A 24380-nucleotide genomic window follows, 5' to 3' on the forward strand; every position below is an offset into this window, starting at 1 on the left:
CCCTCTTTACCTATTAATCTACATTTGTTGCATCATACTGCTCATCACAATTTTTCAAAGTAGCGGTGATATTCTCATCATCTGCCATACCATTCATATAATTTAATGCAAACTCAGAAAGGATTGCAGAAAGATCAAATCCAGATGGATAGTAATGGTCTGGGAAGTTGGCTACTTTACCACTTGCAATATCAGCTTTTACACCTGCAACTGTTATATTACTTTGTTCTACACCTTTTACTGCTGAGAAAGCAAATTGGTCTTCAATATATTGGCTCGCATTCTCTTGTTCAATCATAAATGCGATGAAATCTTTTGCAATATCAATGTGTTTGCTTTGATTTGATATGGTGAACAATACATCAACTCCAGATGTTACATAGTTTTTGTTCGTATCATTGGTACCTGGGAATGCAAACATATTAACTTTAATATCTGGATTTGTCTTCTTGAATTCGGAGATTGCCCAGTTACCATTAATCATCATGGCTGCTTCTCCATTAGCAAATGCTTTGTTGCCATCATCATACGTCGTACCCATAAAATCCGTCTGTGCGTAATTCATAATCTGAATATACTTCTGCAATAATTCTGTAAATTCTGCAGTCGCACCAAAAGAAACATTTCCTGCTTTTCTTTCGTCATTAAAATTCTCTGCTGCTAGATCTGGAGCTAGGCTGTTCCAGGTTGGTAAACAAGTCCATGCATCTGCAAATGTCAATTCAAATGGTTGGATACCTGCTGCTTTCAATTTTTCAATTACTTGAACAAATTCATCCCAAGTAGTTGGTACTTCAACTCCTGCTTTTGCGAACAGGTCTTCATTGTATAGGATACCTGAAGCATTGGTTGCATAAGGAATACCATAAGCAACTTGTTCCTTATCTTTGTTCACATCATAAACCATACTCATATAAGATTCTTGAATATTACTTACAAAACCTTCATTACTAAGATCTTCTAACATTCCAGCACTTTGTACTTCTGTATAGGTTGTATCACCGCCCATTGCAATAATATCAGGCATGTCACCTTTTGTCATTCTAGTGGTTAATACGGTCTTTGCTTCTGCTGGAGCATTGATGGTGATTGTTACATTCGGATTTTTCTCCGTATATTTATCTGCAAGTGTTTGTAGGATCATACTATTTTCTGTCTTCGTAGAAAACAGTTCAATCTTTCCACTCAACGAACTCTCTTCCTCTGTTGATGAAGAATTGCCTTCTGCCGAAGTGGTTTTCTCTGTTGTATTCGATTTCTTGTTATTATTGTTCTTACTTCCACAACCAGTTAATGTACTACATACTAAGGTAAATGATAAACACAATACGATAGCTTTTTTAATGACTTTCATAATTAACTTCCTCCTTTTAATCATGGAAAACATACTAAGATTGTGCTGCGCAACACATTTCCTTTACAATTTTCATTATAGCTATTATAGGAAATATTATCAAATGGTTTCCTTGGAAACTATACAATTTGCCAAAAATAAGGTGCATTTATTGTTCATAAATGCACCTTATTACACAAATCATTCTATTTTTTCTTCCATTATTTCCTTTGTCGAATAGACATTTTTACCGAATCTCGTATTTTTAGTTCTACTGGCATCTTAATGGTTTCATTAACTACTGATTCGTTTCGGATTATTGCATCCAACTTTTGCATCGCAGTTGCGCCTTTCGCCTCCACATCTTGCTTAACTGTGGTAAGTTTTGGTCTTACTAAAGTTGCATACATGTTATCATCAAAACCAGTGATAGATATTTGACTTGGAATATCAATGCCGAGATCAATAAAATAATTCATCGCTTCAATTGCATTATAATCCGAGGTAAATGCAATTGCTCCCACATGAATAAACTCAGCAATCCATTTCCGATATTGAGCAAATCGAATATCTTTATTTTTGGAGATCAGTAATCGCCTTGCTTTGCTGCAATACGCTCCTTGTTTCTCCATCGCCTGTTTAAAACCTAACCATCGATAATAATCACTACCGATTTCATTCTCTGCTAAGAAAAGGGCTTTGTGAAATCCTTGCTTATACAAGTACTCTCCGATCAAAAAGCCTCCCGTAAAATCATCAATCCCAATATTCACGTAACTCAGCTTGCTATCCGTATAGATATCAATTAATACAAATGGTTTATTCATTTCCTTATGCAATGCTTTGAACTCTTCCGCTCGAAGTCCCAAAATGATCAATCCATCCACACTCCAAGGTGAGGCTATATCTACAATCTTCTTAATATTATTCCCCACGATCAACATAATGTAGTATCCCAGACGTTCTGCTTCCTTTTCCACAGCACCGATGAATTCACTAACAAAAGGGTCCTGAAGAACATTAAGTCCATGGGATTCTTCATAGCCAATAACAATTCCAATAATATGGGATCTTGTATTTGCAAGTACTCTTGTGCCTGGATTTGGAACATACCCTTCCTGATCCAGATATTTGGTAATCCGTTCAATGGTTTCTTTAGAAACCTTCTTCGTCTTTCCATGAATTACATTGGACACCGTTGTTCTGCTTACTCCTAATTGCTCTGCAACATCCTGTAATCGAATCATAGGTTCCCACCTTTCTTCACTCTTGTACTTCATATATTTTATTCAAGATGCACTCTAATTGGGTTATCTTCTCCTGTATTATGGATTCACATCGTTATGATAGAAAAATTGCAACCATAGATTATAACTTATGATTATTCTTATTTTCCAGGCAAAGCTCCCAAAACATACCCTTCCCAAGGCATACCTTTCACAGAATCAAAAATCAGTATTTTCCCATGATCTGTACTGGTTCGGATCAATCTGCCACAGCCTTGTTTTATTTTTAAGCCCATTTCTGGATAGTCGACCACCTCTGCTTCCTTCTTCCCTTTTGCCTTTGCTTCTTGTTTCTCCAATTCAATAAATGGATCGGACTTCGGAAATGGAAGTTGCCAGATCACTACCATGGTTAACGATTCTCCCGGAATGTCGATTCCTTCCCAAAAACTTGTTCCAATTAAAACAGATGATTCTTCCTTTCGAAACCGATCAATCAAGTATCCCCTTTCTCCTTGATCTTCCCATAAGATTTCAAATGGGAATGAGAAGGCTGCTAATAACTTTCGCAACCGTAACATTTCAGAGAATGTATTGGTCAAAATCAGAGCACGTCCTTCATTTTCTTTTATAGCAGAAACAAGTTTTTTAACCGCTTCTTCTCCTTTTTTCCCTTGTTTTTCTTGTGATTCTGCCAGAATAACCTGTACTTGGCTTTCTAAATCAAACGGACTTCCAATGGAAGACCGACTTGCCTTTTCCAATCCTAGTTTCTGTTCTAGATATGAAAAATCTCCGTTGTTGCTAAGTGTTGCTGAGGTAAAGATTACAGGAATGTTTTTTCTATATAGATATGTTTGTAAGCGTTCCCGGCTATTCTTTGGTACTACCCATAGAGATTGATCCCGGCGATCGACCCATGCGATACAATCCTGTTTCTTCTTTCCACAAAACCCCTCTAATGCATGGATTGCTCGTTCCAGCTGAATTTCATACCCTTGAATAACACCTAATTCGATATTCTCCGTATATAGTTCCTGTTCAATTTGTAATTCAAACAACATGTTCTCTAGTACCTTTTGGAATGCTTGAGAAACTTTTTGTAGGTTATTACTTTGCTGAATTTCCTGGCGTTCGGAACTACCAGATGTAATAACCGATTGTTGCAGAATTTCAAAAAATACCTCTCCTGTCTGTTCCATAGCTAACATTGTCGCATGAAAAGATTCCCTCGCACCTTGAATCTCCATAACATTCTCAATCATGCTTTCCAGATCTTCCTTGCTTAATTGCTGTCCTGCCTGCATGGCAGCTGGTAATAGGATTCGATGCCCTTCATCTAAGATAACTCCACAATAATTTGGAAGAATTGGTAATTGGCCGTTGGCAATGCGTTCCTCTCTTGACCACAAATCACGGAAAAATGTTTCATGATCCACAATCAATAAATCCATGGCTCCACGGTAATGCTCTCTCGCCTTCATCAGTTTACAGTACCCTCGACTCTCACACAATTCACATACTAGAGAATCATTCCAATTCATTTTCCGCCATACAGCATCTGAAACCGTTGGAATCTCGCTACGTTCCCCTCTTTTCGTTTCACGAAGCCACTCTGTTATTTGTTTGGAATTCTCATTTGATTCAAGTGTAACATCACTTGCACGAACATCACACAAATACTGTTTCGGATCTTTTGCTAATCGAACATCAATATCCAGATCAAGTAACCTAGATAATGCCGCTATATCTCCATGTTCTGAAACCAATTGTTGCTGAAGTGCCGTCGATGCACAGGCGATCACCACTGGTTTCTTTTGTAATCTTGCATAAGCAATTGCTGATAATAGATATGCGATTGTTTTCCCTGTACCTAGCCCTGCTTCTGCTAGATGTACCTTCTTTTTACCAAATGCATCAGCAATCTGAAATGCAGTATAGACTTGCTCCTCCCTCACTTCATAACCATGTTCTGGAAGGAAATCATACAGAATATCTCCAATCCATTCTACTAATTTGTCAGGAAACTCCTGTATTGTGCCATATTCAAATGGTTCTTTTCGTTTCAAACTCATGATGCTATTCCTCTTTCTATCTCCTACAGCTGAAGCAACTCTTCAAAATCTTCTCTGGTCATATTCTGCAACTGATTCGTCTCTTCACTTATAATCTGGTCAGCTAAATCTTTCTTTTCTTCTTGCATCTTAACAATCTTCTCTTCTATGGTATCCTGGGCGATTAATTTGAATACCGTTACCACATTCTTTTGTCCAATCCGATGTGCACGATCTGTAGCCTGATTCTGTGCGGCAATATTCCACCATGGATCATAATGGATTACTACATCTGCACTTGCTAGATTCAATCCCGTTCCACCAGCCTTTAAGGAGATCAAGAATACCGTGGTATCATCTTCATTATACTGATTTACCAACTTCATACGTTCTTCTTTCTTTGTTGCTCCAGTAATCTTATAGTAGGATATCTTTTCTTCCTTCAACCGTTTTTCAATAAGTGCAAGCATTGAAGTGAATTGTGAGAATAGTAACACCTTATGATTACCGTCAACAGCATTATGAAGCAATTCCATACAGGTTGATAATTTGGCTGATTCTTCTGTATAATTATCATAGATCAAGGAAGGATCACAGCAGATCTGGCGCAATCTCGTAAGTTCAGCTAAGATCTTTAGTTTATTTGAAGAGAATTCCTCTTCTGTCTGTGTGGCTAATTGTTCTTTTACTTTTTGTGTATAAGCCGTGTAAATACTTCGTTGTTCTTTTGTCATCTTCGCATAGGTAATCTGCTCTAATTTAGCAGGTAAATCCTTCAAAACATCTTTTTTAAGACGTCGCAGGATAAATGGGGATACCATACGTTTTAACCGTTTCATTCGTTCTTCATCCTGACTTTTTGCAATAGGGATCTCCAATTCTTTCTTAAACTGTTCATAACGATATAGAAAACCTGGCATAAGGAAATCAAAGATACTCCACAACTCACTAAGGCGATTTTCAATTGGTGTACCCGTTAATGCAAACCGTGTTTTTGCGTGAATCAATTTCACTGCTTTTGCTCCTTGCGTTGTCTGGTTCTTAATATACTGTGCCTCATCAATGATTTCATACAAAAATGTCTTGTTTTCATATAAGTCAATATCCCTCTTTAACAGATCATAAGAAGTAACCAACACATCTATCGATTTCTTGCTAAATGCCTCTTCTATGATTGTACTACGTTCCTCCACGGTACCCGTTATCACCTGAACGACTAATTCTGGCGCAAACTGCTTACATTCACTCTCCCAATTGTAGATCAGAGAGGCAGGACAAACGATCAAACTACAGCCTCTTTTCTGTTCCTGCTTTGCTGACAATAATACAGTGATAACCTGTAATGTCTTCCCAAGCCCCATATCGTCAGCAAGAATTCCCCCGAACTGATAATCTTCCATCATACGAAGCCACTGATAGCCCACTTTCTGATATGGACGAAGTACATGGTCTAATTCCTTTGGAATCTCATATTCACTATCTTCTACTGCTTTAAAATTACGCAACATATCCTTTACTTTACGATCTCTCTCATAGTGAATTCCTTCACTCTCCTGCAAGATCTTATCTAGATAAATTGCTCGATAAGCCGGAATATGCATCTTTCCTTTTGTTAGATCCTTAATTGATAGATGCATACTCTCCATTACTTCACTTAACGTTGTAATGGCGTTATCCTCCAATTGAAGAAAATCTCCGTTCGTTAATCGATGATAGCGTTTCTTCATATGATAACTCTTTAGAATTTCACTCAATTCCTTACTATCAAGCATTCCTGTATCAAGTGTTAAATCCAACAGATTATGTTTCATTGAAACACCAACCGTTATATTCGGACTTGACCTTACTTTCATTCGTTGCAATGTCTCTGATACAAATACTTCTCCACATTGCAGCAAACTTTCAATTCCATGGTTTAACAATTCGTAGATGGTATCTTCCTCTCCATTACAATGATTGACCATCGAAGCTCGCTCAACATAAGGCAGAAAATGATTAATAACCGATACCACCTTGAATTCTTCCGACCGATTCGCTACCATCTCATGTTCTTTGGAATCATCGTATAGATTAAATTCCTGCTCTCCATAGACAACAGCAGCTCTACAAAGTACATTCTCTTCATACTTATCAAGATAAATGGTAAACTCAGGATCTGGTGGCAATACCGACGCAATTTCAATCTGATTATACTCATCCAGATCGATATACTTACGAATCTTATGAATTACCTCATTATAAAAACGTGGAATGTATTGCTGTCCGATAAAACACCCCTCTTCTTGTTGCATGGTTTTTAAAAAATCCTGCATGATTTCCTTAAATTGATGATCCGTCTGATAAAGGGTCTGCTCCATAAAGACATAACCATACTGCTTTCCTTCCAAATATCCATTCGTGTTTACCTTAACAGTAATCCCAGGGAAAGGAGTATCCCTCTCTTCCTTCTCTGGTTCTTCGCCCTCATCACCAAACATCGTATTCATACAGAAACGAGTAATCGTAACAGGTATTGTTGGATTTTTCTTAACCAGATGAAATTTCTTCGTTCCTTCTTTTTTTGACTCTGCATCTTTATCAACTAAGGTAATTGTTTCTCCCTCTATGATTTGCCAGAAATCATCAAGGATACTTGGGGTTAAGGTAATCTGCCTTTTTTGTGGTACCCTTCCATAACTATAGTAATCCATCTCTTCTAACATCGCCCGATTTTCTTCTACTTTTGCTAAGATAAAAGATGCTAATTCCTTGCTTTTTTCTGTAAATCCATCCATATGATGTATGATTTCAAGATCTTTTCCATAAGCAATTTTCTCTCCCGTTTTCATATACTGGGCGAAATCATACAAGTTTTTGATCACATATTTCTTCTTATAACCAATCTTAAAGGATACACGATAGGAAGTTCCCCATTTTTCAAGGATTGGTTCAAGCTCCACTTTTTCATCAGAAGCAATGATCGTTCTCGCAATGGTATCTCTTTCATATCCTATGATCATCTGCTTTATGGCTGGTTCAACTTCCACACATTCTGGATGTTTATAGACATACTCCTTAAGTGCATATAGTACTGCAGCAATGTGTTTGCACCTTCTTCTAGCAATATCCCAATAAGGTATATAGCGTTTTCCTTCTTGTAAACAACGACAACGTTCTTCTTCTATTATGCCATTTCCTATTATAAAGCTCACATTTCGAACCGCATCCGGTCCTTCTTTCACATTACCTTTGATTTCATAATTGATTCGTTTACTATTCTCATAAGAAAATCCACGTACATTGGTAATCGTCACCTTATTGTCTTTATATAGTTTTTCACCCGCTAACAATACTGCTTTTGAAAAGTCATGGGACATATTCAGTTGATTATAGATCATACGAACTCCACCGTTTCATTATATTTTAACAAAGTCTATTTCTTCTTATTCAATTAAGGGTTTATATAACAATGTACCGTTGTTTTAAATTCCCTCAATTCAGAAACATACGCATTACACGCATATGTACCACTTCATTTAGTATAGCATTTCATAGCGATTTCTTCCATAATATTTCTAATCTTGTAGTAAATTCTGCGAACTTGCTAATGCTCAACTCTTTTCTCTCTAGCCCATATTGTATTTGTAGATTTAATCAAATGTAAGGGATTCTCTATACAAAAAGAGGCGAAAACCTGGATTTTCTTTTGGTTTTCGCCTTCATAGCATTTAAAAGGTCATTGCCATCGAACACTCTAATAGCAGTCCTTCAATATATTCTCCACATCATCTGTCGAGAGTGCTACATAGCAACTGGACATATTGTTATGTCTCGTTGTTGCTTTTGCTAACGTATGAAGAGAATCTTCAGTTATACCAACCTCCCGAAGTTTCATTGGTATTCCACACTGCAAAAAGAATTCATAAGTTTTATCAATTCCTTGTTTTGCAAGTTCAAGAGAATCTTCTCCTTGTAAGCCCCATACATTTCTTGCATAATTGCAGAAACGTTTCATCGTCTTATCACTCAAGATATAGCGCATCCAACTTGGTGTAATAATTGCTAGACCAACACCATGGGTAATATCAAAGTAAGCGCTTAACTCATGTTCGATTGGATGACAAGTCCATGGACCGCCTTTTCCTGCACAAATCAAACCATTTAATGCCAACGTTGAGGCCCACATCAGATTGGATCTTGCTTCATAATCTTCTGGGTCATTAAGTGCAACTGGACAGTATTTAATACAGGTTTTTATGATGCTTTCACACAAACAATCGGATAGATATGCGCTGTCATTCTCTTGAAAATACTGTTCAAACACATGGGACATGATATCCGCTGTACCTGCTGCTGTTTGCATCTTTGGCAATGTATACAGTAAGCTTGGATCTAGAAAAGATACCATTGGAATGAACTTTTGGCTAGCAGTTCCAAATTTTTCATTGGTTTCCATGTTACTGATTACTGCATTCTTATTCATCTCTGAACCAGTAGCTGCTAATGTGAGCACGGTAACGATTGGTAATACTTTTTTAATCTTTTTACTATCAAGAACAAGATCCCATGGATCTCCTTCATAAAATGCACCTGCTGCAATGACTTTTGAAGCATCAATACAACTTCCTCCACCTACTGCAAGAACTACATCTATATTATGTTCTTTGCATAATCTTACGCCTTCTTGCACTGAGGTAATTTTCGGATTTGGCTCTACTCCAGATAGTTCAACAACATTAAAATCCTGTAATAATTCCTTAATTGTATTATATAAACCGATTTTCTTAATACTTCCTCCGCCATAAACCATAAGTACATTAGCACCGTATTTACCCAATACTTTAGGTAGATCCTTCAAATGCTCTTTTCCAAAACGGATATCTGTGCGCGCATGAAATTTGAAATTATTCATATTGATTATCTGTACGAAATCCCTTCGTACAGCTCCTTTCCTACTGATTTCATCTAAGGATTCAACGAAACTGTTCCGTTTTTCCTGTTTGTATATCTTCTATTATACGTTAAGACATACAGAAACTCAATATGGAAGTATCTACCATTTTCTTGTCCTACACATCTTTCTCCTCAATATGTCGAACATTTTTCATAACGGATCCCACCGTCATACAAACTGCAAGTATACCCAATACTAGTTCTCGTATAAAGATGGACATTCCTCCTGTTGGACCATTAATGCTTGAACACAAGAATACAACAATAATAATCGAAGAAACAATCACCGACTGCGATGATTTCTTCTTCATTCCAAATGTATAGGGAACAACAGAGAGAAAAATACTACTAATAATTCCAGCTAGATAGCAAGGCAAAAGTCGAGCCACCATCTCATAAGTAAATGGTTCCGTTATCGAATGAATCATCTCATTCACGATGACTACACCAGTTGTTACCAGTATTTCTCCCACAAGAATGCCAAGACAAGCAAACATTGCTACAATTAGTAATTTCGCAAAGATTATCTTCTGTCTTGGAATTGGATAAGAGAATAGTTGATAGATTGTCTTTTTCTCATACTCATCCATTACAATAATCGACATAATCACAGAGGAATAAATCAGGAAAGTCCCACGAACAAAAACATCGATAACAAGTAATAACTGCTCGTAAGAGACAGGTTCTTCAGTCTCTGTTTTTATTGCAGCCAAGGGGATCAGCATTATGAGAAAGATGATAAAATTTGCTATAAGCATTCCCCACACATGTTTTTTCAATTGATATTTCTTAAACTCTAACTTCATTAACTGTACCATGCTGATCACCTCCTATTATGGACATATAGTATTCTTCTAAGGTAATGTTGTGTTGAATAATTCTCTTAATCTCAACATTTTCCCGAACCAATACCTTGGTAATATTACTCTTTGAAACCTCTTCCTCATAAATGCGTACCGTCTCATCTCCAATAATACGGAAATAATTTCAAGATAATTGCTTGTTTGGGCTTGTAATTCCTTTATTCCCATTTCTTTGATTAGTTTTCCATGACACATAATACCAATATCATCTGCTATCTGTTCAATTTCAGATAGAATGTGACTTGATACAACGATGGTTGTCCTTTGTTCTCTGCTTAATTTTTTTAGTAAAGAACGTACCAACTGAATCCCCTCTGGATCAAGCCCATTAATTGGCTCATCAAGGATGAGTATCTCTGGTTTGGTTAGGATTGCTCTGGCAATGGCAAGTCTTTGCTTCATTCCAAGTGAGAATTGACGTACTTTCTTGTCATTGCAACCTGTTAATTCTACAAGCTGCATGGCGCGGGTAATTTCCTCTTTAACATGATATCCCATATAAGCACAATGTAACTGTAGATTCTCAAGTGCTGTTAGTTTCTCATAGAATATAGGTGTTTCTATAATCGCAGACATGCGCTTAAGATTTTCGTAATTCTGATTACTCACTTCTTTTCCAAAGATATGGATCGAACCGCATATGGGTTTTGTCAAATTCATGATCATCTTCATTGTGGTTGTTTTACCAGCCCCATTTGGTCCTAAGAATCCATAGATTGTTCCTTGTTTCACATGCATGTTCACATGGGAAACAACTTCCATATCTCCATAAACTTTCGTTAAATCTTTTGTTGTTATAACATTTTCCACGTTCTACATCCTTCCCTTCCATACATTTTTAGTTGAAATCGATAAAATAACTACCATCGATTTTTCTATCTATAGCATAGCAAGCAGGCTTATCTTTTCTATAAATGATTTCTTACTTTTTTATGAAGTTTTCACACGAATTAAGTCAGTTTCTCAAAGGATACCGTAAACCTTGTTTCTACATAAGGTTCACTTTTCAATGTAATCGTTCCCTTCATCTGTTCCACTAATTCCTTCGTAATGGTTAGTCCCAATCCACTTCCCTGATACTCTTTGCTTCTGGAATCTTCAAGTGTATACAGCCGTTCAAAGACTTCCTCCTGGTACTGCTCTTTGATTCCTTTTCCATGATCCATGATATGAATCGCAACAATTTTCTCTTTCTCCTCTATCTTCACTCCTAGAAATCTGCCATCTTTTCCATACCGTATTGCATTGGAAATGATGTTATGTAACACCCGTCCTAGGGCCTCTTCATTGAGAAGACAAATTATGTTCTTCTCCGGTATCTCCACTTCAACTTGAAATGCTTCCTTCTCCAACAGTTCAAAAAAAGTAAATAAGTTCTGACGACAGATTTCACATACATTTAGTGGGGTACAAATTACTTTCTTATCTCCAGATTCTAATTTGGCTAAGTCAAAGAATTTCTGAATCAATTGTAACAGTTCCTTCACTTTTTCATTGAGAATCGCAATCGTTTTTTCTTCCTCATTTCGTATCGAAAGCATCTCTAAGTAACCCATAATTACAGTTAATGGCGTCTTCAGATCATGAGAAACATTTGCCAACATGGTCTTAATCGACTGTTTCGAACGGGCATACTGTATTTCATTCTTTCGATCATACTCCAAAAGTTGATTCATAACATTCGCCAGTTTCTTAATTTCTTCATTCTCTGTTGGAATAAGGATCCTCTCCTGACTTTTTTCTTTCATGATCATCTCAACTTTATCCAACAGGTAAGCAATCTGCCTCTTTTGTTCCTTTTCTTTCATATATTTTGACAAAAGGACTCCAAGCAAAAGCAATATGATTCCGATCAGGATTCCTATCATCTTATTTTCCATCCTCCATAATCTTATATCCGATTCCCCAAACCGTCTTAATATAAATTGCTTCCGTTGTGGAATCTCCAATCTTCTCTCTCAGCCGTTTCATATGTACATTGATCACATTCGCATCGCCACAATAGGGATCTTTCCATACTAAATCATAGATTTGTTCTTTTGAAAAAACTCTCCCTGGATTCTTTGCAAGCAAGCACAAGATGTCAAATTCTTTACTAGTAAGTTCAATTACTTCTTCTCCCTTTTTGACCAAATGCTGCTGTAGATCAATCACAAGATCCTTAATGACGTACTGCGTTCCTTCCTCTTTCGGTTCACTTGTATACGTCGTCACTCTTCGAATATTCGCCTTAATTCTTGCTGATAATTCAATCAAAGAAAATGGTTTTGTAATATAGTCATCCGCACCAAACCCAAGACCCATGGCTTTATCTAATTCTGAGTCTTTTGCTGACATGATGATGATTGGTGTCACACTGTTCTGGCGCAGTTGTTTCATTACTTTCATTCCATCCATACCTGGCAGCATAAGATCCAACAGCACTAACTGAAAATTCTGTTGAGCAAATATCTCAATAGCAGATATTCCATCTTCCGCAATTGTTACAGAAAACCCATCGTTGGTTAGATACTCCTCCACCATAGTGCTAATATTCTTATCATCTTCCACAATCAATATAGATACCATTGATATCCCCCTTATCCTTTTATTATGTCCTTATTTTTCGTTATTCCATATTCATTTCCGTATGCAACGCAACTCGAATCTAATTCAAATTTCTAAAATCTTTTTATTCAATCTTTTACTCCTCGGACATTGTGTTCGAAGTTTACTTTGGATTCATATAATTATCAATATTTGGTACATAAAATATATTATACCATAAAAAAAGGACTAATAACTCAAATAAATGAGCTAAAAGTCCATTCCTGTTTCTTTTTCGACAAATATAGCAATTACCTACTCAATCAAAACATTCCAATGCAAAGTTTGAAAACCGATTTATTGGCGTAACCGAAATGTTTTTGGTGCAAGACGATAAGCCAAAACCATCGCTACAATAACATATACAACACAAAATACAATAACCAATGTTCCAAATACGACTGTTGGAATTTCCTTACCACTTGCAAGATAGCATATAAAATATGTAATTGAATTGATAATTGTATAAGTCGGATTCTTCATTTCTATATTAATGTTATATGGCTGTAGTAAATAATACAACACCATGTTATGAACAGAAAAGAATACGGACATCGCTATGATCGTACCAAACAGGAGAAAATAATTAAGTACATGATCCGTTCCTCCCGACAGGAAAAGCAAGATTGGTAAGCCAACTGCAATAACCGATGCCGGAATCAGATTGATCCTTATTACCATCTTCAAGCGAGTAATAAACAGACGTAAAATAACGCTTGGTTGTCGATAAAATCGGTATGTTAGCATACTATGATCACAATTCATGAACATAGCTTCTGTGATGACCTTTCCTCGATTTACAAAATACATAACAAACAGAAACGTTGGTAGTACAACAAACATAGATTCATTTATCTTTTTCTTCATATCCGCACTAACCAATATTGTAATAACCGCAGCAACAAACACGATCAGAATACAAACCGTATAGCGTATTGCAGATTTTGTCAATAAACGACTATGTCGTTTCATAAATAGCTCATTGAAGTAACCATATCCTTCTTTCGAACTGGTCTGATCAGCAGAAAGTTGGATCTTATTTTGCATGTTCTTTTGTGTAATTTTCCCCGTTGACTGCACGTTCGTCTGCATCAGTCCCTCTTCGAAGAATAGCGCTTTGTATGCCTCTCGATAGCGACTATATCCGCACATATATCGAATCCCAATAACACTAGTAAATACGCCTAAAGCACACAATAGATATAAACAACCAATTGGAAGGACATATCCTAGATATACAGAAAGATATGCAGCAACCAATAGGCATAACCCTATGATACTTGAAGCAACAACGAGTTTTGTTCCTTTCAGACGGTTCTCTCTTAATCGGTTAAAGAGATGATATCCGCCGAAGCTTAACTTGACTTCTATAATAAATACCAGCACTAAAAGACATAAGACCATATCAATACCGCATTGTTTCCCAAACAAGAATATAAATGGTAAGAACCCAACAACCAATTTTATTAGAAAATAAATATAATTTGATATGGTGTATTTCTTGGCATTCATACGCATTAGGATAATGGCATAGTATTTGTCCTTCGAACTGCTTAGTGGATCCGCGTGAAACATTCCCCCAAGCACCGTTAATACCAATACTATGTGAATAAAATTCGCACTTTCCAGCTTTTGCATGAAGCTTAATGGCAAATAAATCATCAATAATAGATACAGGAACTTCCCTACAAAAACGGAAATTGCTTCATAGATAGAACTCACTACCAATGCAAATGTTTGCAATCCTTTACTTGCATATAGATCTGCTGGAAGTAATTTCTTAATGAGTGGGATTGATTTTAAGGAATAGATAATACCATTCGTCCGGTAGGTATTCTTTAATTGATAGGACGTTTTAAATGTCTGAATCATTTTCCTCCCCCTTCAACGCATTGATAATCCGATCTTTGTACTGGGTATTATCCAGATTCTGTTTCGGTATCTCCGTCAAGATTCCTTCATTCAGAATCACGATTTCATCACAAAGATCCAAGGCAAGCTCCATAATATGGGTAGAAAAGATGATAATATGATCGTTCTTCATCTCTCGAAGAAGACGCTTCATCTCGTCTGCCACAATAACATCAAACGAAGTCAATGGTTCATCCAAAAGTAATACCATCGGATTCGCAATAAAATTCACCAACATCTGCACTTTATTCTTCATACCATGGGAATAATCTTTGAGAAGCTTATCACGATCTTCCTCTTTGATCTTCATGAATTCCAGATATTCATCGATACTCTTCGTATCCTTCAAACGATTTTTGTTGATATCCAAAAAGAATTTCAGAAATTCCCGCGCTGTTAAGAATTCTGGAACTACTGGTGTTGATAGAACATACCCCAAATCCTCTGCTTGTAATGGTCTCGTAACACCATTGTCCTCTAATACGTAGCTTCCCTCGTCTACTAGGATATCTTCATTGAGACAGTTGAAAAATGTTGTCTTTCCTGCACCATTTCGTCCAATCAATCCATAGATTTTTCCTTGCTCAAATGTGAAAGAAGCACCTTTTAAAACTTCTTTATTTTCAAATTGTTTTTTTATACCTTCTACTCGTAATCTCAATCTTACTATCCGTCCTTTCATATTGGCTTTGGACGACGCTCTTTATTCCTATCTTAATGAGCACTTTAGGCAAATTGTTTCGTTGCCTCCGTCATCCAAATCATAGATAGGAATAGTTTACCATCGTCAACACACAACGTAAAGGAAACAAGTGGAATTGTAATCTAATTTTAAGAAATCACTCTCTTTTTTAATTTTTTCTGATAGATGATAAAAGACGTACTACATATAGCAATACCAAATACTGTTGCAGTAGGTGCTGCTAGTCCAATAGATGTCAAATTCGCATCTGGCTGTATACTCATAATATAGGACATTGGTAAACGTACCAAAAATGTCTGCGCCAATCCTTGTGCCATAACGAATAGCGTCATACCATGTCCATTAAAATACCCAATATAGCTAAACAAGAAACTAGTGAGTACTGCTTCTGGGGCAAATCCTTTTAGATACTCCCATGACCGAGCAATAACAGGTGCTTCTTTCGTAAATGCAAGTGACAATACATCTCCGCAGAAAAAAACAAATACTGCGATCAGAATTCCCACTCCTGCACCAACACACATCCCCGAAACCATTGCTGCCTTGGCACGTTTTTCTTTTCCAGCTCCAACATTCTGTCCAACCACAGAAGACATTGATTGCATCAGTGACGACGGAACAAGCATAACAAAGGTTACGATCTTTTGTGCTACTCCATATCCGGAAGAAGCCTCTAAGCCAAGTCGATTAATCAGCGCACACAAAACCAAGAAGGACATATTGGTCAACATTTCCTGTAATGCTATTGGCAATCCAAGTTTTAGAAATTTCCAAACTTCAGGAGAAAATCCGATATCTTCTTTTTTAAATGGGAAAGGCAATCCTTGTTTTCTTATAATCACGATCGATAAAACCACGCTTACAGCCTGTGCCAAAATGGTAGCCAATGCTGCTCCAGCTACATTCATATGAAACACTGCTACAAATAATAAATCTCCTACTATATTCACAACACAGGCAATTGCAACAAAGATCAGTGGTAATTTAGAATTGCCCAATCCACGAAAGATACTACTGATTACATTATACGCAATAACAAAGATAATCCCCCCGCCACAAATTCGTACATATAACGTGGTCAATTCTACTGCTTCTTCTGGTGCTTGCATAAGGACTGCCAACGATGGTGCCGCAAAAATCATAACAATTGTTAAAACAACAGATAAAATAAGGAAAAAGCAGATTACACCACCTAGGACTTTTCCAATTCGTTCTGTTTTTCCTTCACCAATATAACGACTGATTAATACGGTTATCCCCATTGATAATCCTGTAACCGTGAATACCACGAGGTTTACAATATTACTTCCTGTGGATACTGCAGAGATTCCTGCTGTTGTACCAAACCACCCGACGATCATAAGATCCACTGCACCATACATCGCCTGTAATATCAACGCTCCAAATACAGGAACCATAAAAGTTACTAATTTTTTTAGTATATTTCCTTGTGTAAAGTCATGTTTTGTATCCATATGTTCCTCCCATTTTTCTATGTAAGGTTAAATAACGAATAAAAAATCTTTCATGGATTCGCTTACTATTTGTACAATTAGCAACGGTAAATTTTCTTAAAAGTTTTTTATACGTTGAAAGTTAGCAGTGAAACACTTCTAACTATATCCTACAAACAACAGCATATATTCTACCATTTTATACAAAAAGCGTCAAAATATATTTTAAACTATAAATGAGCATGGATTTGGCAACCCATCTAGGTATTTATTAAAACTAGATTAAAAGATTCTAAAAAAGATACTTAAGTGCTTGTATTTTGGATATCCTTTTCCTATAATTAGCTAAAATACCGCATAAATGAAAAATAACATCATTATGCCAAAGAAAGGAATTCATATGCTTCAGCTTAAGAACATAATCAAAGAATACGTTACTGGCAATGAAACTGTACGTGCCCTCAAGGGAATCAATATAGCATTTCGGAAGAACGAATTTGTTTCCATATTAGGACAATCTGGTGGTGGTAAAACCACACTGCTTAACATTATTGGAGGTCTTGATCATTACACGAAGGGAGACTTAATCATTGGTGGAAAATCTACAAAAGAATTCTCACAACGTGATTGGGATTCCTACCGAAACCATTCCATTGGATTCGTATTTCAATCCTATAACCTGATTCCACACCAAAGTGTCTTGGCAAATGTGGAACTTGCTCTTACTCTTTCTGGTGTTGGGAAAGCAGAGCGAAAACGTCGTGCCAAAGAAGCACTAGAAGCCGTTGGTCTTGGTGCACACATTCGAAAAAGACCGAACCAATTATCTGGTGGACAGATGCAACGTGTTGCAATTGCCCGTGCTTTAGTCAATGACCCCGAGATTCTACTAGCCGATGAACCAACCGGTGCACTTGATACAGAAACCAGTATCCAGATCATGGATATCCTAAAGGAAGTTGCCAAAGACCGTCTGGTTATCATGGTTACACATAATCCTGAACTAGCTACGCAGTATTCTACCCGTATTGTTCGTTTGAAAGACGGACAGATTATTGATGACAACAATCCATTTGATGGTGTTGATGAACCAGAAAATCACTCGAAACAGAAAAAAACCTCAATGGGTTTTTTAACTGCATTATCCCTATCCCTGAATAACTTAATGACCAAACGCGGACGTACCATCTTAACGGCGTTTGCTGGTTCCATCGGTATTATTGGTATTGCATTAATCCTTTCTCTTTCCACTGGAGTTAATAATTATATTACCAATATCCAAAAAAGTACGATGTCCTCTTATCCAATTACGATTGATTCGCAAAGTATCGATATGACCAGTTTATTCAAGGATGAACATGACGTATCGGAGACTTCGTCTACCCATGATAAAGATGCCGTATATGGCAATCCTTCTGCACTTCAACGATTGGGTGCTATGACTACAAGTATTACTACAAACAACCTAACTGCGTTTAAAAAATATTTAGATGAAAAAGATAGTCCGATTTTGGAATATATCGGTGAAACTGGTATTCATTATTCCTATGATGTATCGTTCGATGTATATACCTATGATTCCAACAAAGTTCTTGTGAACACAGATGGTAGTAGTTTTTCTAATGCTACAATGAACGCTACCATGATGGGAAATGCGATGACCATGACTGCCTCTTCTTCCAATGGCCTGTTTGAAGAACTACTTGCCGGTAAAGGAGATTCTCTTGTCAGTGATGCAATTAAGGAGCAGTATGATCTGGTTTACGGAGAGTGGCCTTCCAAGTATGATGAGGTCGTTTTGGTGCTGAACGAAAATAATGAAGTATCCACTATGGATCTCTATCAGCTCGGTTATCTACCAGCCAATGAATATGAATCCATATTAAGCCAGATTCAAGAAGGAAAAGAAGTTACCTACGACACACAAAGCATTGATTATGCCGATATCTGTAACCAATCCTTCTACATGATTCCAACTAGCGACTACTATGTTGAAAATACACACGGTACATTCGACAATGTCTCTGCTGTGAAAACTTCTCTTGAAAACCTTGTTACGAATGCACTATCCCTTAAGATTAAAGGGATTATTCGTTTGAATGAAGACGCAGATACCGCCCTCATTAATAACACCATTGGCTATACCTCTGCACTAACAGATTATATTATTACACAAACCAATGAAAGCGCTGTGGTAAAGGCACAACAAGAGCAAAAAGATATTAATGTATTAACCGGTATATCCTTTACTCCTACGGATGAAAATGCAAAACAGCAAGATACACTGTCTTACTTAAAGAATCTTGGGATATCAGAAAAAGCTGCTATTTGTAAAGATATCTTGAACACCATGTATAGCAGTGATCCGAATACTGCCAAACAAATCCTATCACAAGATGAAGCAACCATTGCTGCTTCTTTTGATCAATATCTTCAAGATCCAGAAGCGGAAGTATTAGACATGATCTACGATACCTATATCTCTGCTGGAAGCTATGATGAGAATATGACAACCTTTGGCGTTGTAAATCTTGATACGCCATCTTCCATTCAAATCTATGCGGATAGCTTTAATGATAAAGATTCCATTACCAATTGTATTAAAGACTACAACAAGACGGTTTCCGAAGATGACCAGATTCAATACACCGATTACGTGGCACTTCTCATGTCATCCGTTACAACGATTGTAAATGCAATCTCTTATGTATTAATCGCATTCGTTGCCGTTTCCTTGGTTGTTTCTTCTATTATGATTGGTATCATTACCTATATATCTGTACTAGAACGTACAAAAGAGATTGGTATTCTTCGTGCAGTTGGAGCTTCGAAGAAAGACATTTCCCGTGTCTTCAATGCTGAAACTTTCATTGTTGGTTTATTCTCCGGTTCTCTTGGCGTAATCATCACTTACTTGTTATGTATACCAATTAATTCTGTTATTGAAAAGGTTGTAGGAGATGCTTCCATGCATGCCTTCCTTCCAATCAATAGCGCATTTGTATTAATTCTAATCAGTATTATTCTTACACTGATTGCAGGTTTATTCCCTTCTCGTATCGCTGCTAAGAAAGATCCGGTTACGGCTTTACGAAGTGAATAGAGATATAATAAATATAGGCTATGATATAATGATGTAAGGATTATCCATGAATGCATATAGTCCAACAGAATAATCTACGAAATCTGTAACGGTAAAACTTCATACATCATACACATTACGTAGATTAGGAGCTTGCTATCTTCACAACGAATATAGCAAACTCCTAATCGTTTTAATTATTAAAGGTTAAATTTGCAAATTAACTTTTCTCTTTTTGCTTATATAAGAGGAGAGGAATTGCCGTAAACAAGACCAAGATAACAAGTAACAGGTATGCCATTGCATTGGATGCTGCAAATCCTACAGGTCCATTGCCTCCAATTACACCAAGCACCTGTAAGATGATTCCTACTAGTCCAATAATGGAACCTCCTGCTACTAACCCTGAGGACAAACTAATTCCATTACTAACTCTTCCTTCTTTTTCAGTTTCTGATCTCGCTGTTTTTTCAATAAATACTCGTACTAGTGCTCCAATTAATATAATTGATGTTGTTGCAATTGGTAAATAAAATCCAATAGCAATCGTCATGATTGGAAGTTTTAACAAGAATAATACGATTCCCATTACCACACCAACAATAATCATATTCCATGGTAATTCTCCTGACATGATACCAGCGGTCAATGTTGATATTAGATTTGCTTGGGGTAAAGCAAATGGTACATTATCTCCTGTTATGGAAAGCTGGTCAGCCAATAATAAGATTACTCCCACAACAACTACAACACCGATTATACTGGCAAGTGCAAAATATTTATCCATTTCCCGCTTTTCGCCGCCAATAATAAATGCTACTTTTTGCGATTGGCAATATCCACCTGCAATAGAGATTGCTGTTACAATAAATGTACCGAATAACAAAAGCGCTTTATTATGTTCTGGCGTTACCCAGCTCATAATAACAAACAACATCGTTACGATAACTAAAGAAGCAATCGTCATACCTGACACAGGTAGATTGGAGGTACCAATTGTACCTGTTAACCGACCTGATACAATTACAAACAATAACGATAGGAATAAGGATAACACTGCTCCTAATATAGCCATTACAATATTTCCACCAGAAATAATAAACCCTGCTACAAAACCAATTACAATACCAAGAAGTAATATGATATTGGCAAACGAAGAACGCTCTCCTCCCTCAGAGGATTTTGCATGCAAGGTTTCCTTAACGGAAACAACAATCGTTGGTACTAATTTCAGCGCACCAATTACACCACCTGCTAACATCATACCTGCACCAATGTACTTTACATAACTACCTGAGATATGATTAACCTGCATACTTTGAATTGGAACACTGGCATCATTCCATACATGGGCTCCGCCCTCTGCGAACTCCGCAAAGTATCCAATCAATGGCATAATTCCAAAGTTAGCCAAGATAGAACCAGCAAACATGGTAACCGCAACTTCTAACCCGACAATAAAACCAATTCCTAGTAGAAGTGGGTTCACATCAATCTCCAATTTCCATTTATAGAATTTCTCATTAACGTAATGGATTACACTATTGGTAACATTAAGGAAGGAACCAGTCAACACCGTGATCACACCACTCACACCAAAACCAATCCCCATATACTTCAACGATTCCCCAGCACCTTCTGAAGCAACCAGTGTCTCAGCAATTGCCATGGATTCGGGATACATCAACTTTCCATGTTCTTCAACAATCATATTCTTATACACCAATGAAGAAATTCCGATTCCAAACAATACACCACCAACACTAACCAAGAATCCTTCAATGAAGGTAACATTAGAACCTATTAACAAGATTGCTGGTAAAACATAGATGATACCACTTGAAACAGATTCTCCGCCACTTGCCATTCCTTGAACAATATTCTTTCCCAGGATTCCCTTCTGTTTAGCACACAAACTAATAAAAGCCGAACCTATAATTGAACCTGGAATACCTGCTGCAACCGTTAATCCCGATTTCATACCGGAATAAGCCGTAGAAGCGGCAAATAACACTGCCAGGAATATACCAATTACAAGGATTGCAACACTGCCACCTTTTTTCGTTCCACTGGATACATAAGGAACATAGTCTTTTCCACTAACACCACCGTAAGCATCTTTCGATAATTTATTCTGCATATACACCTGTCCTTCTATAATCTTACTTTGCAACTATTTCACCCAATGGTTCCATAGTAATGCAAACTTTACGATTATAGTTTGGTGTAATCGTCAGATTTTATGTATTCAAATCCATATTTTCCTACTAATCTTCTACTATTTTTCATGCAAATTAGAAAAAGTTGATTTTAGTCTGGTTTTACATTGGCACATAATAAAAATGCACGCATGCTAATCATTTTCCAATTCTTCACTTGAAATCCATGTTCTTCAAGTAAGTGATGGATTTCCTTTTTCCCATAGATATGATAATCTCCACTATTCGAGTATCGTAAAAAATAATTTAAGATTCTTAGATACCAATTCATTGGTGCTGTAGGATCTCCCAGAATAAAGGTTCCTCCTGGTTTTAATACACGTCTTATTTCTTGAAGTACCCGCATTGGCTTTGGATAATGGTGAAACGAAGCATTGCATATGACAACATCAAACATTTGCTTCTCAAAAGGTAAACATTCCGCATCTCCTACCTGAAACTGTGCATTCTTAATCTGCCTTCCCCTTGCTGCCTTGATCATGTTTTCAGACAGATCAACTCCATATAGACTCGTCTCAAACTTTCTTGATAACAGACTGGCTACATTCCCATTCCCACAGCCAAGATCTAATATAGAATCCTTTTTGTCCAAAGCATCTACACTTCGAACAATCTCATCATACATACAACGTACATACTTTCCATCATAACTATTATCATAATCTGCTGCTATTGTGTCAAAATGATTCTTTGTTACCTCTTTTCTTAATTCCATACTCTCCTTTGTAAGGGTATCAACCCTTACCGCTCCTTTCTTACATTTTACTTAATTGATTCAAGTGCCAAAAGCCTTTACTAAAACTTTCTTTCGTTGATTTGCACAAACATTAACGAATCTCATGCAATACACTTGAATGAATATTAGTCATTGACATTCATTCACTCGCAATGTATTATTTTACCCCAACTTATGTTGGGGTAATTTTCACTTACTACTCAAGAATCCATTTTCCTACCGAAGTAATTTTTCAATAAATTTTGATAACGCCTGGAGTTTCACTTCCGTTGTTAATGTATCATCATTGATAATTGGCATTTGTCCATATAAAATGAACAAAGCCAAACTTCTACTATATTCTTCATCAATGAATCCTTTTTCTTCCCACCGTTTGACCATATCAAGAACTGGTTGTTCCAACAAGGAAAGCATACGCAATTCCAATTGTTTATGAAACATCTCATTTCCTTCTCGATGGAAGAACGCATGGTACTTCTCCTTTCCATCCGTATCACGGAAATGCTCTGTCAACCTGACCATATAATCCATAACCGAAGGAAGATCCTTATTTAATATCTGAATCATTGGTGCCGCACATTCTTCCGCATAAGAATTCAATGCTTCTTGGTACAATTCTTCTTTGGATCGAAAATAGCGATAACACAATCCGGAGACAACTTTCATTTCCTTGGCAATGTCTGTCATTGTTGTTGCCTCATAACCTTTTTGTGCAAATAACCTCATTGCTGTATCAATCATCTCTTTTTTACGCTCTTCTGGTGGTTTCGATACTCTCATAGACAACTCCATTTGTTTTTTTCTTATCTTATCACTTGAATGAATATATGTCAATGACAATTATTCATTCCTATTTTTCTGCTCGTTACTCCTAAACTTTATCCCACAGACACGACAACTTTCGTCCTCACCCGTGACAAGACGATTTCCGCAAGCTTGGCACTCATAATGATTCTCTCCCAAGGGAATTTTCTCATTTTTATGCTTTTCGTAGTAACGATTTATATATCGATCTTGAGTCAACTCAATCCCAAGCCAGATACCAAATAACAGTAAGATTGCCACGCCTAAATAAAAGGATCCTTTCATAATTGGAACATATCCGCTCCACGAATGAAAACAAGAAAGAATCCTTATGATTCCCGGTATAATGAGTAAAAAGACAAAACCAATCCCAATTACTTTCGTTCCATACCCAATCGAATTAATCTTCCGAAATTTTTTCATATTGTTCTCCTATTGTTTACATAAGAATGCAGCAATTATCGATTGTTTTAGCCA

General features: G+C 36.8%; 17 protein-coding genes. 1 reads left to right on the plus strand and 16 read right to left on the minus strand.

Going from position 1 to position 24380, the window contains the following annotated elements:
• Positions 1 to 13: 13 nt before the first annotated feature.
• The 12 genes from HBB17_RS19365 to HBB17_RS19420 all read right to left on the minus strand — a co-directional run bounded on the left by HBB17_RS19365 (position 14) and on the right by HBB17_RS19420 (position 17083).
• Positions 14 to 1354, minus strand: coding sequence for an ABC transporter substrate-binding protein (locus HBB17_RS19365; RefSeq protein WP_167959158.1), 1341 nt, complete (start codon positions 1352 to 1354; stop codon positions 14 to 16).
• A 200-nt stretch (positions 1355 to 1554) separates the two neighbouring features.
• Positions 1555 to 2580, minus strand: coding sequence for a LacI family DNA-binding transcriptional regulator (locus HBB17_RS19370; protein WP_167959159.1), 1026 nt, complete (start codon positions 2578 to 2580; stop codon positions 1555 to 1557).
• Positions 2581 to 2720: 140 nt separating this feature from the next.
• Positions 2721 to 4634, minus strand: a complete 1914-nt coding sequence (locus tag HBB17_RS19375; protein ID WP_167959160.1) for an ATP-dependent DNA helicase — start codon at positions 4632 to 4634, stop codon at positions 2721 to 2723.
• 23 nt (positions 4635 to 4657) lie between these two features.
• The gene (locus tag HBB17_RS19380) at positions 4658 to 7990 is read right to left on the minus strand and encodes an SNF2 helicase associated domain-containing protein (protein ID WP_167959161.1); all 3333 of its coding nucleotides are present in this window, start codon (positions 7988 to 7990) and stop codon (positions 4658 to 4660) included.
• Positions 7991 to 8346: 356 nt separating this feature from the next.
• Positions 8347 to 9504, minus strand: coding sequence for an iron-containing alcohol dehydrogenase (locus HBB17_RS19385; RefSeq protein ID WP_167959162.1), 1158 nt, complete (start codon positions 9502 to 9504; stop codon positions 8347 to 8349).
• A gap of 157 nt (positions 9505 to 9661) precedes the next feature.
• Positions 9662 to 10363 (minus strand): ABC transporter permease, encoded by a 702-nt coding sequence (locus tag HBB17_RS19390; protein ID WP_167959163.1) that lies wholly within the window; start codon positions 10361 to 10363, stop codon positions 9662 to 9664.
• Between the two features lie 36 nt (positions 10364 to 10399).
• Positions 10400 to 11218: an ABC transporter ATP-binding protein gene (locus HBB17_RS19395; protein ID WP_330588296.1), complete on the minus strand. Its 819-nt coding sequence runs from the start codon at positions 11216 to 11218 to the stop codon at positions 10400 to 10402.
• 140 nt (positions 11219 to 11358) lie between these two features.
• Positions 11359 to 12288: a sensor histidine kinase gene (locus HBB17_RS19400; RefSeq protein WP_207717382.1), complete on the minus strand. Its 930-nt coding sequence runs from the start codon at positions 12286 to 12288 to the stop codon at positions 11359 to 11361.
• Positions 12278 to 12976: a response regulator transcription factor gene (locus HBB17_RS19405; RefSeq protein ID WP_274380802.1), complete on the minus strand. Its 699-nt coding sequence runs from the start codon at positions 12974 to 12976 to the stop codon at positions 12278 to 12280. The genes HBB17_RS19400 and HBB17_RS19405 overlap by 11 nt, the downstream gene beginning before the upstream one ends.
• Before the next feature lie 315 nt (positions 12977 to 13291).
• Entirely contained in the window at positions 13292 to 14866 is a 1575-nt protein-coding gene (locus tag HBB17_RS20545; protein ID WP_167959164.1) for a hypothetical protein, read from the minus strand.
• Positions 14850 to 15587 carry an ABC transporter ATP-binding protein gene (locus tag HBB17_RS19415; protein ID WP_238483813.1) on the minus strand — a complete coding sequence of 246 codons (738 nt, stop codon included), beginning with the start codon at positions 15585 to 15587 and terminating at the stop codon, positions 14850 to 14852. Before HBB17_RS19415 ends, HBB17_RS20545 begins: the two co-directional genes overlap by 17 nt.
• 149 nt (positions 15588 to 15736) lie before the next feature.
• On the minus strand, positions 15737 to 17083 hold the full coding sequence (locus HBB17_RS19420) for an MATE family efflux transporter (RefSeq protein ID WP_167959165.1): 1347 nt from the start codon (positions 17081 to 17083) through the stop codon (positions 15737 to 15739).
• A 358-nt stretch (positions 17084 to 17441) separates the two neighbouring features.
• On the opposite strand from HBB17_RS19420, the gene HBB17_RS19425 reads away from it, so the two are divergent.
• Positions 17442 to 20165 carry an ABC transporter ATP-binding protein/permease gene (locus tag HBB17_RS19425; RefSeq protein WP_238483814.1) on the plus strand — a complete coding sequence of 908 codons (2724 nt, stop codon included), beginning with the start codon at positions 17442 to 17444 and terminating at the stop codon, positions 20163 to 20165.
• A gap of 199 nt (positions 20166 to 20364) precedes the next feature.
• On the opposite strand, the gene HBB17_RS19430 is transcribed toward HBB17_RS19425, so the two are convergent.
• The 4 genes from HBB17_RS19430 to HBB17_RS19445 all read right to left on the minus strand — a co-directional run bounded on the left by HBB17_RS19430 (position 20365) and on the right by HBB17_RS19445 (position 24326).
• Positions 20365 to 22284 (minus strand): OPT family oligopeptide transporter, encoded by a 1920-nt coding sequence (locus tag HBB17_RS19430; RefSeq protein WP_167959166.1) that lies wholly within the window; start codon positions 22282 to 22284, stop codon positions 20365 to 20367.
• 170 nt (positions 22285 to 22454) lie between these two features.
• Positions 22455 to 23078 carry a class I SAM-dependent methyltransferase gene (locus HBB17_RS19435; RefSeq protein WP_167959167.1) on the minus strand — a complete coding sequence of 208 codons (624 nt, stop codon included), beginning with the start codon at positions 23076 to 23078 and terminating at the stop codon, positions 22455 to 22457.
• A 237-nt stretch (positions 23079 to 23315) separates the two neighbouring features.
• Positions 23316 to 23879: a TetR/AcrR family transcriptional regulator gene (locus HBB17_RS19440; protein WP_167959168.1), complete on the minus strand. Its 564-nt coding sequence runs from the start codon at positions 23877 to 23879 to the stop codon at positions 23316 to 23318.
• 60 nt (positions 23880 to 23939) lie between these two features.
• Positions 23940 to 24326, minus strand: coding sequence for a hypothetical protein (locus HBB17_RS19445; RefSeq protein ID WP_167959169.1), 387 nt, complete (start codon positions 24324 to 24326; stop codon positions 23940 to 23942).
• Positions 24327 to 24380: the final 54 nt, after the last annotated feature.

Origin of the sequence: Anaerosporobacter faecicola, from assembly GCF_012070565.1 — a bacterium.
In the GTDB taxonomy this organism is placed as follows: Bacteria; Bacillota; Clostridia; order Lachnospirales; family Lachnospiraceae; genus Anaerosporobacter; species Anaerosporobacter faecicola.

Coding starts and splice junctions, on each gene's coding strand:
- HBB17_RS19415 (WP_238483813.1), bottom strand. CDS start 15,587: ATGAAAGGACGGATAGTAAGATTGAGATTACGAGTAGAAGGTATAAAA.
- HBB17_RS19425 (WP_238483814.1), top strand. CDS start 17,442: ATGCCAAAGAAAGGAATTCATATGCTTCAGCTTAAGAACATAATCAAA.
- HBB17_RS19375 (WP_167959160.1), bottom strand. CDS start 4,634: ATGAGTTTGAAACGAAAAGAACCATTTGAATATGGCACAATACAGGAG.
- HBB17_RS19365 (WP_167959158.1), bottom strand. CDS start 1,354: ATGAAAGTCATTAAAAAAGCTATCGTATTGTGTTTATCATTTACCTTA.
- HBB17_RS19430 (WP_167959166.1), bottom strand. CDS start 22,284: ATGCAGAATAAATTATCGAAAGATGCTTACGGTGGTGTTAGTGGAAAA.
- HBB17_RS19435 (WP_167959167.1), bottom strand. CDS start 23,078: ATGGAATTAAGAAAAGAGGTAACAAAGAATCATTTTGACACAATAGCA.
- HBB17_RS19420 (WP_167959165.1), bottom strand. CDS start 17,083: ATGGATACAAAACATGACTTTACACAAGGAAATATACTAAAAAAATTA.
- HBB17_RS19400 (WP_207717382.1), bottom strand. CDS start 12,288: ATGGAAAATAAGATGATAGGAATCCTGATCGGAATCATATTGCTTTTG.
- HBB17_RS19445 (WP_167959169.1), bottom strand. CDS start 24,326: ATGAAAAAATTTCGGAAGATTAATTCGATTGGGTATGGAACGAAAGTA.
- HBB17_RS19380 (WP_167959161.1), bottom strand. CDS start 7,990: ATGATCTATAATCAACTGAATATGTCCCATGACTTTTCAAAAGCAGTA.
- HBB17_RS19390 (WP_167959163.1), bottom strand. CDS start 10,363: ATGGTACAGTTAATGAAGTTAGAGTTTAAGAAATATCAATTGAAAAAA.
- HBB17_RS19440 (WP_167959168.1), bottom strand. CDS start 23,879: ATGAGAGTATCGAAACCACCAGAAGAGCGTAAAAAAGAGATGATTGAT.
- HBB17_RS19405 (WP_274380802.1), bottom strand. CDS start 12,976: ATGGTATCTATATTGATTGTGGAAGATGATAAGAATATTAGCACTATG.
- HBB17_RS19370 (WP_167959159.1), bottom strand. CDS start 2,580: ATGATTCGATTACAGGATGTTGCAGAGCAATTAGGAGTAAGCAGAACA.
- HBB17_RS20545 (WP_167959164.1), bottom strand. CDS start 14,866: ATGATTCAGACATTTAAAACGTCCTATCAATTAAAGAATACCTACCGG.
- HBB17_RS19385 (WP_167959162.1), bottom strand. CDS start 9,504: ATGAATAATTTCAAATTTCATGCGCGCACAGATATCCGTTTTGGAAAA.